Consider the following 13933-nt stretch of genomic DNA (forward strand, 5'->3'; position numbering starts at 1 on the left):
GGGGCGCATGACCACGCCTGTCGCATCCGAACAGACGCAGGTTGAACCACTCGGCACCGAGGCAGGCGCCGAAGACCAGCCGTGGCAGACGATCGTCTGGAACGACCCGGTGAACCTGATGTCGTACGTGACGTACGTCTTCCAGAAGCTGTTCGGCTACAGCCGCGACCACGCCACCAAGCTGATGCTGGACGTGCACCACAAGGGGCGCGCGGTGGTGTCCTCGGGCACGAAGGAGAAGGTCGAGGCGGACGTGACGAAACTGCACGCCGCGGGACTGTGGGCGACGATGGAGCACACTTCGTGAGGGGCTGGCAGCGCAAGGGCGGCCGCATCCACGCCGGGTTCGAGCAGCAGGAGGCCGCGGTGCTGCGCGGCCTGGTGAGCCAGCTCGAGGACATGCTGCGGGCGCGCGCCGAGGAGGCGCCGCAGGACCCGCTGGCCGAGCTGACCGGCATCCGCACCGGCCCGTCGCAGTCGCCGGACGACCCGGTGCTGTCCCGCCTGCTGCCGGACTACCACAAGATCGACCCGGACACGCCCAGCCAGGAGGTCCTGGACTCGGCGAGCGCGCTGCGGTCGCTGCACGAGCCCGAGCTGGTCGACGCGAAGGTCGGCGTCGCCGCGGTGGTCATGGAGACCCTGCCGCGCGACGGCGGCGACGTGAAGCTGACCTACGAGCAGGCCGACGCGTGGCTGTCCGCGCTGAACGACGTCCGGCTGGCGCTGGGCACCGCGCTGGACGTCACCGAGGACATGCCCGACGAGCTGCCGGAGGACGACCCGCGCTCGCCCCACCTCGGGGTCTACCACTGGCTGACCTGGGTGCAGGAAAGCCTGGTCCAGGCACTGACGGCGTGATCACCGACGTGCCCGGGGTGCTGGTCGGGCACCACCACCGGATCGGGGACGGCTGGGCGACCGGGACGACGGTCGTGCTCGCGCCGCCAGGCACGACGGGCGCGGTCGACCAGCGCGGCGGTGCGCCCGGCACGCGCGAGACGAACCTGCTGGAACCGGAGAACCTGGTCCGGTACGTCGACGCGATCTGCCTGTCCGGCGGCAGCGCCTACGGGCTGGCGGCCGCGGACGGGGTGATGCGGTGGCTGGCCGAGCGGGACCGCGGGTTCCAGGTCGGCGTCGAGCCGCACGAGGTGGTGCCGATCGTGCCGGGCGCGGTGATCTTCGACCTGCCCCGGTCGGCGTGGGGCAACCGGCCGGACGCTTCCTTCGGGTACGCCGCCTGCGAGGCCGCGAGCACCGCGGTCGAGCAGGGCTGCGTCGGCGCGGGAGCGGGTGCGACGGTCGGCTCGCTGAAGGGCGGGGTCGGCACGGCGAGCGAGCGGGTCGGCGACTTCGTGGTCGGGGCGCTCGCGGTGGTCAACGCGCGTGGCGAGGCGGTGTCGTTCGACAGCGGCCGCCCGTTCGCGGCGGATCACGAGGTCGCGGGCGAGTTCGGCGTGCGCTGGCCGGAGCGGGCGGCGTCGGTGCCCGGCCGGGAGGCGGACCTGAACACCACGATCGGCGTGGTGGCGGTCGACGCGGACCTGTCGAAGGCCGAGTGCCGCCGCCTGGCGGTCGCGGCGCAGGACGGCCTGGCCCGCGCGGTGCGCCCGGCGCACTCGATGTTCGACGGCGACACGGTGTTCGCGCTGGCCACGGGCGCGCGGGACCTGCCGGCGGCCGAAGGCCCCTTCGGGGTGACCACGCGTGCGGCAGGCCTGGACGACCTGTGCGCGGCGGCGGCGCGGGTCTTCGCGCGGGCGTGTGTGCACGGGCTGGTGAGCGCCGTCGGTGTGGCGGGCGTGCCCGCGTACCGCGACGTGTGGCCGGAAGCGTTCGAGTAACGCGGCTGGTCCCGGAGCGATCTGATGGCCGTGGAAAAGGCCTGGGCGGTCGTCGTGCACAACGACGACGTGAACTCGTACCAGACGGCGATCTTCGCGCTGCACACCGTGGTCGGGCTCTCGGTCGAGCGGGGCATGGAGTTCGCCGACGTCGTGCACCACCAGGGGGCGGCCGAGCTCACCCGGTTCAGCGCGCGCGAGCAGGCCGAGGGGCTGGTCGCCGAGCTGCAGGTGCTCGGTCTGCACGCCACGGTGCAGGGCGTCTGACGTGGACTTCCTGAACGCTCAGCCGTTGCCCGGCGGCCAGGTCCTGGTCGAGATGTCGCCGAACGTGGGCCAGTGCCTCTACACCATCGCGGGCGAATTGCTGACCGCGCTGGAAACCGGCTACCGCGGTCGGCGCAGGCTCCGGAACGAGGACCTCTTCCCCGACGCCTACCTGCTCATCCGCGAGGCCAGGGCGTTCCGGGAACGCCACGGCGCGGCGATGCGCGAGAGCGTGACCGCCGCGGTCCGGGCCGTGGTGCGCGGGTGGACCGGCGCGACCGCGTTCACCCTGGATGCGGCCTGGCAGCGGGCGTGGATCATCACTTTCGGCCACGCGCAGGTCCTCTACCTGCGGAACCCCCGGTGGCGGGACCGGCGCGCCTGGGCGCGTCTCCCGGTCAGCCAGCGGGACTACACGCTCGAGTGGCTCGCGCACGCTCAGGACGACGTCGCGCTGGCGTGCGCAGTCTCACTCTGTGAACCCCCGGTGTCCGGCACGTAAGATGTCCGTCGTGCTTCGGATCCGCCGTGAACTCGTCGACGAGATCGTCGCCCACGCTCGCCGGGACCACCCGGACGAGGCGTGCGGCGTGATCGCCGGGCCCGAGGGCTCCGACCGCCCCGAGCGGTTCATCCCCATGCTGAACGCGGCCCGCTCGCCGACGTTCTACGAGTTCGACTCCGGTGACCTGCTCAAGCTCTACCGCGAGATGGACGCGAACGACGAGGTCCCGGTCGTGATCTACCACTCGCACACCGCGACCGAGGCCTACCCGTCACGCACCGACGTGTCCTACGCCTCCGAGCCCGACGCGCACTACGTGCTGGTCTCCACCCGCGACCCCGAGACGCACGAGTTCCGGTCGTACCGGATCGTCGACGGGGTCGTCACCGAAGAGCCCGTGGAGATCACGGAATAAACGCCGGGCAGCCCGACGTCAGACCTGGAAGAAACCCAAGCGGAGGTAGTTACCCATGGCCGTGACCGTGTCCATCCCCACCATCCTGCGCACGCACACGGGTGGTCAGAAGTCGGTCGAGGCGGCCGGCAAGACCGTGGCCGAGGTGATCGACGACATCGAGTCGCGCCACGGTGGCCTCAAGGCCCGCCTGGTCAAGGAGGACAAGCTCCACCGCTTCGTCAACGTCTACGTCAACGACGAGGACGTGCGCTTCGCCGGCGGTCTGGACGCCGAGGTCAAGGACGGCGACACGGTCACCATCCTGCCCGCGGTGGCCGGCGGCGCCCGCTAGGTCATGGCCCGGTACGAATCGCTGCTCGAAGCCCTCGGCGGCACGCCGCTGGTGGGGTTGCCCCGGCTGTCCCCGACGCACGACGTGCGCCTGTGGGCCAAGTTGGAGGACCGCAACCCGACCGGCTCGATCAAGGACCGGCCGGCGCTGGCCATGATCGAGGCCGCCGAGCGCGAGGGCAGGCTGCGCCGGGGCTCGACAATCCTCGAACCGACCTCGGGCAACACCGGCATCTCGCTGGCGATGGCCGCCAAGCTCAAGGGCTACGGCCTGGTGTGCGTGATGCCGGAGAACACCTCGGCCGAGCGCAAGCAGCTGCTGCAGGCCTACGGCGCGCGGATCGTGTTCTCGCCGGCCGCGGGCGGCTCCAACGAGGCCGTGCGGCGCGCCAAGGAGCTGGCGGAGAAGAACCCGGACTGGGTGATGCTCTACCAGTACGGCAACCCGGCCAACCCGGACGCGCACTACCGCACGACCGGGCCGGAGCTGCTGAAGGACCTGCCGACGATCACCCACTTCGTCGGTGGCCTCGGCACCACGGGCACGCTGGTCGGCGTCGGCCGGTACCTGCACGAGCAGAAGCCGGACGTGCAGATCATCGCCGCCGAACCGCGGTACGGCGAGCTGGTGTACGGGCTGCGCAACCTCGACGAGGGGTTCGTGCCGGAGCTGTACGACCCGGACGTGCTCAACGGCCGCTACTCGGTGGGCGCCTACGACGCGCTGCGCCGCACGCGTGAGCTGCTGGAGCACGAGGGCATCTTTGCCGGCATCTCCACCGGCGCGGTGCTGCACGCCGCGCTGGGGGTGGCCGAGAAGGTCGCCGCGAAGGGCGAGAAGGCCGACATCGCGTTCGTCGTCGCCGACGCCGGGTGGAAGTACCTGTCGACCGGCGCGTACAGCGGCACGCTGGACGAGGCCGCCGAGCGCCTCGACGGGCAGCTCTGGGCCTAGGAACCACGCGAAAACGCCCCTCTCCCGGCTGGGAGAGGGGCGTTTTCGTCGTTCAGGCGGTGGGGGAGACGATGTCGGCGGACAGTGGCGCGACCGCGCCGATGATCGTGTTCGTGGTCTCCTCCGGCACCCCGGCGGCCAGCAGCGACTCGGTGAGGTGCTTCGCGACGAGGTCGAAGTGGTGCTGGGCGATGCCGCGGCCGCGGTGCACGTCCTTCATCGACCGGCCCCGGTACTCGTCAGGCCCGCCGAGCGCGGCGGCGAAGAACTCGACCTGCATGCCCTTCAGGCGCGGCAGGTTGGTGCCGGTGAAGAAGGGAGCCAGTTCGGCGTCGTCGAGCACCCGCTCGTAGAAGTCGTCGACCACGGCGATCAGCGCGTCCTGCCCGCCGATCTGTTCGTAGATGCTCGTCACGTGCGTTCCTCCAGGCAGTGGTGGTCACCTGCCCCCAGCGAAACGGAGCGTGGTTTCCGCCGGGTAATACCGGTGTCAATTCAGGGTTTTCACCCGATTCCGCACACCAGCGCCGCTCGTACCGTGGAGTCATGAGCACGCTGCCCGCACCCCAGGCCGACCAGGCGAAGCGCGTCCTGCCGGCGAAGCCGAAGACCGCCGCGCTCGTGGTGCTCGCCTTCACCGCGCTGCTGTACCTCGTCGAGGGCGTCGACGTCGTGCTGGACAACCGGCTCGACGCGGAGGGCATCGCGCCGCGCTCGCTCGGCGGGCTGGACGGCGTCGTGTGGGCGCCGCTGCTGCACGGCAGCTGGGCGCACCTGCTGGCCAACACCCTGCCGGTCATGGTGTTCGCCTTCCTCGCGATGGCGAGCGGGATCGCCCGCTGGGCGCTGGTCACGGCGACGATCTGGCTGGTCAGCGGCATCGGGGTGTGGCTCACCTCGGAACCGGGCACGATCACCATCGGCGCGTCCGGGCTCGCCTTCGGCTGGCTGGCCTACCTGCTGGTCCGCGGGCTGTTCAACCGGGCGTTCTGGCAGATCGCGCTCGCCGCGGTGCTGTTGATCGGCTGGGGCGGGATGCTGTGGGGCGTGCTGCCCGGCCAGCCCGGCATTTCCTGGCAGGCGCACCTGTTCGGCGCGCTCGGCGGTGTTCTCGCCGCCTGGTTCGCCGCGCGGGCGGGCCGGAAGCGGGCGGTACCCTCGAAGCCGTGAGCAGTCGTGAGGCCCCGATCGGTGTGTTCGATTCCGGAGTCGGGGGCCTCACGGTCGCCCGCGCGATCCTGAACCAGCTGCCGTCCGAGCAGCTGCGCTACGTCGGGGACACCGCGCACAACCCGTACGGCCCGCTGCCCATCGCGCGGGCGCGGGAACTGGCGCTCACCGCGCTGGACAAGCTCGTCGCGGACGGGGTGAAGGCCTTGGTCATCGCGTGCAACACGGCGTCGGCGGCGTGCCTGCGGGACGCACGCGAGCGCTACGACGTCCCGGTGATCGAGGTCGTGCTGCCCGCCGTGCGCCGGGCCGTCGCCGCCACCCACACGGGTCGCATCGGCGTGATCGGCACCGAGGGCACGATCCGCTCCCGCGCCTACGAGGACGCCTTCGCCGCGGCGCGCGACGTGTCGGTCACCAGCGTCGCGTGCCCCCGGTTCGTCGACTTCGTCGAGCGCGGTGTCACGTCCGGCCGCCAGGTGCTCGGCCTCGCGCAGGGGTACCTCGAACCGCTGCTGCGTGCCGAGGTCGACACCCTCGTGCTCGGCTGCACGCACTACCCGCTGCTGACCGGGGTCCTGCAGATCGTCATGGGGCCGGACGTGACGCTGGTGTCCAGCGCCGAGGAGACCGCGAAGGACGTCGTCCGCGTGCTCACCGAACAGGACATGCTGGCCGAACGGGACGTTCCGCCCCAGCACGAGTTCATCGCGACCGGCTCGCCGGAGCCGTTCGTCCGGCTCGCGCAGCGCTTCATGGGATTCGCACCCGGCGTGCTCTCGCCGATCAGCGCCTGAGCTGGCAGGGTGTTGTCCCGTGCGACTGACGATCCTCGGTTGCTCGGGCAGCGTTCCCGGCCCGGGCCAGCCCGCGTCCGGATACCTGCTCGAAGCGGACGGTTTCCTGCTCGGCCTCGAGTTCGGCAACGGCGTGTTCGCCGAGCTGCAGCAGCGGCGTGACCCGTTCGACCTCGACGCGCTGGTGTTGTCGCACCTGCACCCGGACCACTGCGCGGACTTCAGCGCGCTGACCGTGCTGCGCCGCTACCACCCGGCCCCGCCGTACGACACCACTGCGCGCCGGCTCCCGGTGCACGCTCCGGCGAACGCGCCGGTCCGGCTGGCGATGGCGTACGCGCCGAACGAGGCGGAGCTGGCCGAGACCGACCTGTCCGACGTCTACGAGTTCCACGCCCTGTCCGGCGAGCCGGTGAAGATCGGCCCGTTCGAGGTCACCGCGATCCCGGTGGTCCACCCGACCGAGGCGTTTGGGTTACGGGTGCGGCACGCCGGCCGCACGCTCGCCTACACCGGTGACACCGGGCCCTGCGACGCACTGGCCGACCTGGTCCGCGACGTCGACGTCCTGCTCGCCGAGGCGTCCTGGACCGACGCCGCGGACCGGCCGCCTGGCGTGCACCTGTCCGGCAAGCAGGCGGGCGAGCTGGCGCGGGACGCGGGTGTGGAGCGCCTGCTCATCACGCACGTCGCGCCGTGGAGCGACCGGAACGCCATCCTCGCCGAGGCCCGGGCGGTCTTCCCCGGCGCTGCGCTCGTCGAGCGGGGCGCGGTCTACGACGTCTGAGGCCCGCCGCAGCGCCGCCCAGCAGGCCAGCCCGATCGGGATGATCAGCCAGCAGGACAGCAGCCGGTAGGTGAGCACCGCCGCGGCGGCCGCCGGTTCCGCCGCGCCCGCGGAGACCAGCCCGGTGAGCAGGCTGACCTCGATGACGCCGATGCCGCCCGGGGTCAGCGGGATCTGCCGCACGAGCTGTACCGCGAGGTAGACCGTGGCCAGTTCGAGCAGGCCGAGGCCGATGCCGAAGGCGCGGGCCGCCGCGATCAGGCACACCAGGTCGCCGAGCCAGTTCGCGGTGGCCGCGGCCAGCGCGAGCAGCCAGTGCCGGGGCGCGATCGCGCTCGACTGCCGGGACACCAGCGTGACCAGCAGGACCGCGCCCACGACGAGGGCCGCCGCGGCCGCCGGGTGGATCGCGGCCAGCGCCCCGGTGCCGTAGAGCAGCGCCAGCCCCAGCGCCGACAGCACGCCGGAGAGCACCATCACGGCGGCGGCCGACTTCCGGTCCGCGCCGCCTGCCCGGAACTGCTGGAACGCGTAGGCGGCGGACACCGCCGAGCCGGCGGGCAGGCTGATCGAGATGGCGGACCGGCTGTAGGACAGGGCCAGGATCCGGCGGCGCTGCAGGGTCACGCCGAACGCGGTGAGCAGCCGCCGCTGCTGGCGGGCGAACATCCCCATCGACACGAACTCGGCGGCCGCCGCCACGGCCAGCCACCCGGGGTCCGCCTCGCGGAGCGCGGCGCCGATCTCCGCGGGCGAGGGGACGCGGTCGCGCAGGGTCAGGACCACGATCGCCAGGACGGCCACGAGCCCGAGGCCGGCCAAGAGTCTGCGCAGCATCACGCACCCCCTAATTCACCTTACGATGAATTCTCCGCGCGGGCGCGAGTTTGTCAACATGTGCTGAATTACACCGGCAGGTAGTCCTCGGCCAGCGCGTCGGCGTAGGCGGTGAACAGGGCCAGGAAGTTCAGCGTGCCGCCCGGGGCGTCGAACTCGGCGAGGTCGTAGGCCAGGTGTGAGCCGCGGTGGGCGGGCACGTCGTTGGTGACGTCGGTGAACCAGTCCAGGAAGGTCAGCTGCCGCTGGTCGCCCGGGCCGACCGGCGGGGTCAGCAGGTCGAGCAGCATCGGGCGGCTGCGCAGCGTCCACCGGTAGAACTCGGAGAACTGGTAGAAGCGCTCCTCGACCGGAGTTGCGGCGATGCCGTGCACCCGCTCGGCCAGCGCGACGCCGTACTCGGTCGAGGCCTGCTCGGCCTCGCTCCACGCGCGGTCGTGCGCCGAACGGGCCGTCAGCTTCCCGTCACGCAGGCGGGTGAGGTAGCTCGCCCACAAGGTCGCACCGGGGTTGCCGAAGGTGTCCGTGCTGTCCCCACGGGCCAGCGCGATGCCCCGTTCGATGCCCTCCAGAATCCCGGCATCCACATAGGACACCCAGGTGCCCGGAGCGCCCAGCCCGCGGTCGGCGAAGAACTCCAGCACCCCCTCGATGTTGCGCCACCGCGGCGCGTAACCGGGGACGACCTCCGCCGCCGGACCGGCCGACATCGCGCGCACGAACTCCAGGCGCTGCGCGATCGTCATCCCGTCGATGTCCTCGGCGGTGCAGGTCAGCGAGTCCGCGCAAGTGGCGGTGGACGCGGTGGCGGGTGCGGCGGTCAGGCACAGCAGGCAGGCGAGCAGGGTCGCGAAGGCGGCGCGCATGAACAGGCACAGTAGCGGGGTTCTACGCTGCACGCGTGGTGCGAAAAGACGGCAGGAACGACGACCAGCTCCGCGACGTGAAGATCACGCGGGGATTCCAGCAGTGGCCGGCCGGCTCGGTGCTCATCGAGTTCGGCAACACGAAGGTGCTCTGCGCGGCGAGCGTCAGCGAGGGCGTGCCGCGGTGGCGGACCGGATCGGGTCTCGGTTGGGTGACCGCCGAGTACGCCATGCTGCCCTCGGCCACGCACGACCGCGGCGACCGCGAGTCGGTCAAGGGCCGCATCGGCGGGCGGACCCACGAGATCAGCAGGCTGATCGGCCGCTCCCTGCGGGCGTGCATCGACCTGGCCGCGCTCGGCGAGAACACGATCCAGCTCGACTGCGACGTGATCCAGGCCGACGGCGGCACCCGCACGGCCGCGATCACCGGCGCCTACGTGGCGCTGGCCGACGCGGTCACCTGGCTCGCGGCGGCGGGGCGGCTGGCTGATCCGCAACCGCTTTCCGCCATGGTGTCCGCGGTCAGCGTCGGCGTGGTGGACGGGCGCGTGCGCCTGGACCTGCCCTACGAAGAGGACTCGCGGGCCGAGGTCGACATGAACGTCGTCGCCACCGACGCCGGCACGCTCATCGAGGTGCAGGGCACCGGCGAGGGCGCGACCTTCACCCGCTCCACTTTGGACAAGATGCTGGACCTGGCGCAGACCGGGTGCGCGGAGCTGACCCGGCTGCAGACGGCGGCGCTGGCCGAGCCGTACCCGTACGAGCTGCCGGAGCCGGTCACGGGCAAGAAGAAAGGCTCGAAGTGAGCCGCGTCCTGCTGGCCACCCGCAACGCCAAGAAGCTCGGCGAGCTGCGGCGCATCCTCGCGGCCGAGGGGGTCGAGGGGCTGGAGGTGGTCGGTCTCGCCGACGTGCCGGAGTTCCCCGAGGCGCCGGAGACCGGCGCGACCTTCGAGGAGAACGCGGTAGCCAAGGCCAGGGACGCCGTCGCGGCCACCGGCCTGCCCGCCATCGCGGACGACTCCGGCCTGGCGGTGGACGCGCTGAACGGGATGCCCGGTGTGCTGTCCGCCCGCTGGGCCGGGCGGCACGGCGACGACCAGGCGAACCTGGACCTGGTGCTCGCCCAGCTCACCGACACCCCGGACGAGCGCCGGGGCGCGGCCTTCGTGTGCGCGGCGGCGCTGGTGCTGCCGGGCGGCGAGGAGACGGTGGTGCGCGGCGAATGGCGCGGCCGGCTGATCCGGAAGTCGCGCGGCACCAACGGGTTCGGCTACGACCCGATCTTCGTGCCGGAGGGGGAGACCCGCACGTCGGCGGAGATGGAACCGGCGGAGAAGGACGCGTCCTCCCACCGCGGTCGCGCGCTGCGGGCGCTGTTGCCGGCGTTGCGGGAACTCGCCGGGCGCTGAGGTTTGGAGCCCGGGAGCCACCCTGACGGATGGCTCCCGGGAGTTTTCAGGCGGCCGCCGGGAGATCGGCGGACACGAGGCGGAACGACACGGTCTGCCCAGGCCGCGCCTGGGCCATCACCGGCAGGTCGTCGGTCAGCACCACACCGATGACCGGGTATCCGCCGGTCACCGGGTGATCGGCGAGGAACACCAGCGGCAGTCCCGATGGCGGCACCTGGATCGCGCCCGGCACCATGCCCTCGCTGAGCAGCTCGCCCTCGCGGGCGCGCTCCAGGACGGGGCCGGTGAGCCGGACGCCGACGCGGTTGCTCTCCGAGGTCACCTCGTAGGTCGCCGTCGCGAAGGTCTTCAGCGCCTCCGGGGTGAACCAGTCGTCCCGCGGGCCGGGCATCACGCGCACGGTCAGCGCGAACCCGGCCGGGTCGGGCACCGGCGCGACCTCGACCGAGGGCAGCGGGCCGCACTCGTCGTCGCCGATCGGCAGCTCGTCGCCCTCGCTCAGCGCGGCGGGGCCGAGCCCGGCCAGCAGGTCGGTCGAGCGGGACTCCAGCACCTTGTCCACGCCGATCCCGCCACGCACGGCGACGTAGGTGCGCAGGCCGGAGGTCGGCGCACCCAGCGTCAGCTCCTCGCCTGGCCAGACGGTGAACGGCGCGTTCATCGCCTCACCGCGGCGGCCCCGCCGGATCGGGCACGGCGCGCCGGTCACCACGACCCGCGCCACCTGCCGGAACCGCAGCACCAGGCCGCCGAACGTGGTTTCCAGCACCGCGGCGCCGTCGAGGTTGCCGACGAGCCGGTTTGCCAGTGCGGCCGACCGGCGGTCGGCCGCCCCGGACCGGCCGACCCCCAGGGCGGCCAGTCCGGGACGTCCCAGGTCCTGCACCGTGGTCAGCGGACCCGGCCGCACCACCTCGATCATCGAACCTCCCGGAAGCGGATGCGGGTGCCGGGCCGCAGCAGGGCGGGCGGACGGCGGGCCGGGTCCCACAGGGGGACCTCGGTCCGGCCGACCAGCTGCCAGCCACCCGGCGAGGACCGCGGGTAGATGCCGGTGAACTCACCGGCGATGGCGACCGCCCCGGCGGGCACGTGCGTCCGCGGCGTGGCCCGCCGCGGCAGGTGCAGTTTCGGGTGCAGCCCGGTCAGGTAACCGAAACCGGGCGCGAACCCGCCGAACGCCACCGTGTACTCGGCGGCGGTGTGCATTTCGACGACGCCGTCCGCGCCGAGGCCGGTGTGCTTGCCGACCTCGGCCAGGTCGGCGCCGTCGTAGTACACGGGAATTTCCACCAGTTCGCCGCGCATCGCCTGGGCGGGCACCGGTTCGGTGCCCGTCAGCAGCTCCGCCAGCTCGCCGGCGCCGATCACGGCCGGGTCGAAGCGCACCAGGAGGGTGCGCGCCGCAGGCACCAGTTCCGTCACGCCGTCGGGACGAGGGTCGGACAGCGCGGAGTACAGGCCGAGCACCGCGTCGATCCCGCCGGTGTCGCCGACGTCGACCAGCAGCGCCTGGTCCCCGCATCGCCGGATGTTCATGCGAAGCTCCGCACCTCGACCCCGGCCGACACCAGGGCGGCCCGGGCCGCGGTGGCCAGTTCCACCGCGCCCGGGGTGTCGCTGTGCACGCACAGCGAACCCGCCTGGAGTGGGATGACCGTGCCGTCCACGGCCACCACTTCGCCGTCCCGCACCAGCCGGACGCACCGCCGCGCCACCTCGTCCGCGTCGGTCAGCACCGCCCCCGGCTCGCGCCGGGGGAGGAGCCGCCCGTCGGGCGAGTAACCGCGGTCGGCGAAGGCCTCGGCGATGGTGGTCAGCCCGGCCTCGGCGGCACGCGCCAGCCACCGGGACCCGGGCTGCCCGAGCACGGGCAGCGTCGGGTCGTACTGCCACACCGCCTCGGCCACCGCGCCCGCCTGCTTCTCGTGCGTGGCGATGGCGTTGTACAGCGCGCCGTGCGGCTTGACGTAGGCGATCTCGCCGCCCGACGCGCCGGCCAGTGCGTCGAGCGCACCCAGCTGGTAGAGGATTTCGTCGATCAGTTCGACGGGGTCCACGTCGAGGAACCGGCGGCCGAACCCGGCCAGGTCCCGGTACCCGACGTGGGCTCCGATGGTGACCCCGCGCTTCACCGCCGCCTCGCAGACGTGCCGCATGGTCGAGGGGTCACCGGCGTGGAAGCCGCAGGCCACGTTGGCGCCGGTCACGACGTCCAGCAGGGCTTCGTCATCGGCGATCCGCCAGGCGCCGAACCCTTCGCCCACGTCGCAGTTCAGGTCGATGGTGGCGGTGGTCGCGGGGGCGCTCATCGTGCGACTTCCACCGTGTCGGCCGAGGTGACGACCGGCTGCTCCTCGGGCGCCCGGCGGCTCAGGGCGACACCGATGCCCGTCACGATCGCGGTCACCAGGACGTAGAGCGCCACGGCGAACCAGGAGTCGTAGGCGTCGAGCAGGGCGGTGAAGATCAGCGGAGCGACGGCGCCACCGACCACACCGGCGAGGGTGTAGGCCAGCGAGCTACCCGTGTAGCGCAGCCGCTCGGTGAACTGCTCGGTGATCATCGCGGCCTGCGGGCCGTAGAGCAGGGCGTGGATCGCCAGCGCGACGACCATGCCGACCGCGATCGCCAGGTAGGACTTGGTGCCGGCCAGCGGGAAGAACAGGAACGGCCAGACACCGGCGGCGATGGTGCCGATCGCGTAGAGCTTGCGGCGGCTGACGCGGTCGGAGAGCGCACCGGCGGCCGGCATCAGGAACAGCTGGAACGCCGAACCGATCATGACGGCGGTCAGGCCCTGGCTGCGGCTCATGCCCAGCTCGCTGGTCATGTAGGTGAGGACGAAGACGGTGAACAGTGAGTACAGGACGTCCGGGCAGATGCGGATCAGGATGCCGGCGATCAGGGCACGCGGCTCCTGGGTGAAGACCTCCTTGATCGGGGCCTTCGGCTTCTCGCCCTGCTCGGCGATCTTCTTGAAGACAGGGGTCTCCTCCAGCTTCATCCGCAGCCACAGGCCGAACAGCACCAGGACACCGGAGAGCAGGAACGCGATGCGCCAGCCCCAGGACTCGAACGCGGCGGTGGTCATCACCGCGGCCAGCAGCGCGATCACACCGTTGGCCAGCAGGTTGCCCGCCGGCGGGCCGATCTGGGCCGCCGAGGCCCAGAAACCGCGCTTCTTCGGATCGCCGAACTCACTGGACAGCAGTACCGCGCCGCCCCACTCGCCACCGACACCGACACCCTGCGCGAACCGCAGCGCCACGAGCAGCACGGCCGCCCAGCCGCCGATCGCCGCGTGGGTGGGCAGGATGCCGATCAGGAAGGTGGCGATACCGGTCAGCAGGAGGGTGAACACCAGGACCTGCTTGCGGCCCAGCTTGTCGCCGAGGCGCCCGAAGATGAACCCACCGAGCGGGCGGGCGAGGTAACCGACGGCGTAGGTCGAGAAGGCCGCCATGGTGCCGGCGAGGCTGTCACCCGAGGGGAAGAACAGCTTGCCGAACAACGTCGCGGCCGCCACGGAGTAGGCCGCGAAGTCGTAGTACTCCAGAGTGGTGCCGGACAGGCTAGCCACGAACGCGCGGCGCAGTGAGCGCTTGTCCGTGGGCTCAGTCGAAGCGGTCATCACGGTGTCCATCCATCGAAGGGGAGTGAGGTAGGTCATGAAGTTAGGGATTGTTGAACGATCCGTCAATACTTTCGAGGAACATGGACACCGCTTCGAA

At 72.0% G+C, this 13933-nt stretch carries 19 protein-coding genes and 1 pseudogene; 13 read left to right on the forward strand and 7 right to left on the reverse strand.

What is annotated here, in order from left to right; genetic code table 11:
• Window positions 1–7: 7 nt before the first annotated feature.
• Genes clpS through AMY39116_RS0335990 form a run of 8 tightly spaced genes read left to right on the forward strand, consistent with a single transcriptional unit; the run spans window position 8 to window position 4322 of the window.
• Window positions 8–307: an ATP-dependent Clp protease adapter ClpS gene (gene clpS / locus AMY39116_RS0335955; RefSeq protein ID WP_017987362.1), complete on the forward strand. Its 300-nt coding sequence runs from the start codon at window positions 8–10 to the stop codon at window positions 305–307.
• Window positions 304–861: a DUF2017 domain-containing protein gene (locus AMY39116_RS0335960; RefSeq protein ID WP_020422433.1), complete on the forward strand. Its 558-nt coding sequence runs from the start codon at window positions 304–306 to the stop codon at window positions 859–861. Before clpS ends, AMY39116_RS0335960 begins: the two co-directional genes overlap by 4 nt.
• Window positions 858–1847 carry a P1 family peptidase gene (locus AMY39116_RS0335965; RefSeq protein ID WP_020422434.1) on the forward strand — a complete coding sequence of 330 codons (990 nt, stop codon included), beginning with the start codon at window positions 858–860 and terminating at the stop codon, window positions 1845–1847. Before AMY39116_RS0335960 ends, AMY39116_RS0335965 begins: the two co-directional genes overlap by 4 nt.
• Before the next feature lie 24 nt (window positions 1848–1871).
• Window positions 1872–2114: an ATP-dependent Clp protease adaptor ClpS gene (locus AMY39116_RS0335970; RefSeq protein WP_020422435.1), complete on the forward strand. Its 243-nt coding sequence runs from the start codon at window positions 1872–1874 to the stop codon at window positions 2112–2114.
• 1 nt (window position 2115) lies between these two features.
• Window positions 2116–2616: a hypothetical protein gene (locus AMY39116_RS0335975; RefSeq protein ID WP_020422436.1), complete on the forward strand. Its 501-nt coding sequence runs from the start codon at window positions 2116–2118 to the stop codon at window positions 2614–2616.
• 1 nt (window position 2617) lies between these two features.
• A complete protein-coding gene (locus tag AMY39116_RS0335980; protein ID WP_017987367.1) occupies window positions 2618–3034 on the forward strand; it encodes a Mov34/MPN/PAD-1 family protein in 417 nt (138 codons plus the stop codon).
• A gap of 55 nt (window positions 3035–3089) precedes the next feature.
• Window positions 3090–3368, forward strand: a complete 279-nt coding sequence (locus AMY39116_RS0335985; protein WP_017987368.1) for a MoaD/ThiS family protein — start codon at window positions 3090–3092, stop codon at window positions 3366–3368.
• 3 nt (window positions 3369–3371) lie between these two features.
• Window positions 3372–4322 (forward strand): PLP-dependent cysteine synthase family protein, encoded by a 951-nt coding sequence (locus AMY39116_RS0335990; RefSeq protein WP_020422437.1) that lies wholly within the window; start codon window positions 3372–3374, stop codon window positions 4320–4322.
• 52 nt (window positions 4323–4374) lie between these two features.
• Here the strand turns inward: AMY39116_RS0335990 and AMY39116_RS0335995 are convergent, their stop codons facing one another.
• A complete protein-coding gene (locus AMY39116_RS0335995) occupies window positions 4375–4737 on the reverse strand; it encodes a group 1 truncated hemoglobin (RefSeq protein ID WP_020422438.1) in 363 nt (120 codons plus the stop codon).
• Window positions 4738–4868: 131 nt separating this feature from the next.
• Here AMY39116_RS0335995 and AMY39116_RS0336000 point away from each other — a divergent pair, with 131 nt between their 5' ends.
• Genes AMY39116_RS0336000 through AMY39116_RS45780 form a run of 3 tightly spaced genes read left to right on the forward strand, consistent with a single transcriptional unit; the run spans window position 4869 to window position 7076 of the window.
• Window positions 4869–5492 carry a rhomboid family intramembrane serine protease gene (locus AMY39116_RS0336000; RefSeq protein ID WP_020422439.1) on the forward strand — a complete coding sequence of 208 codons (624 nt, stop codon included), beginning with the start codon at window positions 4869–4871 and terminating at the stop codon, window positions 5490–5492.
• Entirely contained in the window at window positions 5489–6289 is an 801-nt protein-coding gene (murI, locus tag AMY39116_RS0336005) for a glutamate racemase (RefSeq protein ID WP_020422440.1), read from the forward strand. The genes AMY39116_RS0336000 and murI overlap by 4 nt, the downstream gene beginning before the upstream one ends.
• Window positions 6290–6308: 19 nt before the next feature.
• On the forward strand, window positions 6309–7076 hold the full coding sequence (locus tag AMY39116_RS45780) for an MBL fold metallo-hydrolase (RefSeq protein ID WP_027936524.1): 768 nt from the start codon (window positions 6309–6311) through the stop codon (window positions 7074–7076).
• A gap of 24 nt (window positions 7077–7100) precedes the next feature.
• Here AMY39116_RS45780 and AMY39116_RS48205 read toward each other — a convergent pair.
• Both AMY39116_RS48205 and AMY39116_RS0336020 read right to left on the reverse strand, forming a co-directional pair.
• A pseudogene (locus AMY39116_RS48205) lies at window positions 7101–7913 on the reverse strand (YbhN family protein); the annotation flags it as partial.
• Window positions 7914–7981: 68 nt separating this feature from the next.
• A complete protein-coding gene (locus tag AMY39116_RS0336020; RefSeq protein WP_020422443.1) occupies window positions 7982–8779 on the reverse strand; it encodes a hypothetical protein in 798 nt (265 codons plus the stop codon).
• A 35-nt stretch (window positions 8780–8814) separates the two neighbouring features.
• Between AMY39116_RS0336020 and rph the strand changes: the two genes are divergently transcribed.
• Together rph and rdgB are read left to right on the forward strand one after the other, a co-directional pair.
• Window positions 8815–9591 carry a ribonuclease PH gene (rph, locus tag AMY39116_RS0336025; protein WP_020422444.1) on the forward strand — a complete coding sequence of 259 codons (777 nt, stop codon included), beginning with the start codon at window positions 8815–8817 and terminating at the stop codon, window positions 9589–9591.
• Window positions 9588–10196 carry an RdgB/HAM1 family non-canonical purine NTP pyrophosphatase gene (gene rdgB, locus AMY39116_RS0336030; RefSeq protein ID WP_020422445.1) on the forward strand — a complete coding sequence of 203 codons (609 nt, stop codon included), beginning with the start codon at window positions 9588–9590 and terminating at the stop codon, window positions 10194–10196. Before rph ends, rdgB begins: the two co-directional genes overlap by 4 nt.
• 46 nt (window positions 10197–10242) lie before the next feature.
• Here the strand turns inward: rdgB and AMY39116_RS0336035 are convergent, their stop codons facing one another.
• From AMY39116_RS0336035 to AMY39116_RS0336050, 4 genes are read right to left on the reverse strand one after another with little or no spacing between them, the layout of a single operon-like run.
• Window positions 10243–11121: a biotin-dependent carboxyltransferase family protein gene (locus AMY39116_RS0336035; protein WP_020422446.1), complete on the reverse strand. Its 879-nt coding sequence runs from the start codon at window positions 11119–11121 to the stop codon at window positions 10243–10245.
• Window positions 11118–11738: a 5-oxoprolinase subunit PxpB gene (gene pxpB, locus AMY39116_RS0336040; RefSeq protein WP_020422447.1), complete on the reverse strand. Its 621-nt coding sequence runs from the start codon at window positions 11736–11738 to the stop codon at window positions 11118–11120. Before pxpB ends, AMY39116_RS0336035 begins: the two co-directional genes overlap by 4 nt.
• Window positions 11735–12511, reverse strand: a complete 777-nt coding sequence (locus tag AMY39116_RS0336045) for a LamB/YcsF family protein (protein ID WP_020422448.1) — start codon at window positions 12509–12511, stop codon at window positions 11735–11737. The genes pxpB and AMY39116_RS0336045 overlap by 4 nt, the downstream gene beginning before the upstream one ends.
• A complete protein-coding gene (locus tag AMY39116_RS0336050; protein ID WP_020422449.1) occupies window positions 12508–13845 on the reverse strand; it encodes an MFS transporter in 1338 nt (445 codons plus the stop codon). The genes AMY39116_RS0336045 and AMY39116_RS0336050 overlap by 4 nt, the downstream gene beginning before the upstream one ends.
• Between the last annotated feature and the right edge of the window lie 88 nt (window positions 13846–13933).

The sequence above is a fragment of the Amycolatopsis sp. ATCC 39116 genome (genome assembly GCF_000231075.2).
GTDB lineage: Bacteria > Actinomycetota > Actinomycetes > Mycobacteriales > Pseudonocardiaceae > Amycolatopsis_E > Amycolatopsis_E tucumanensis.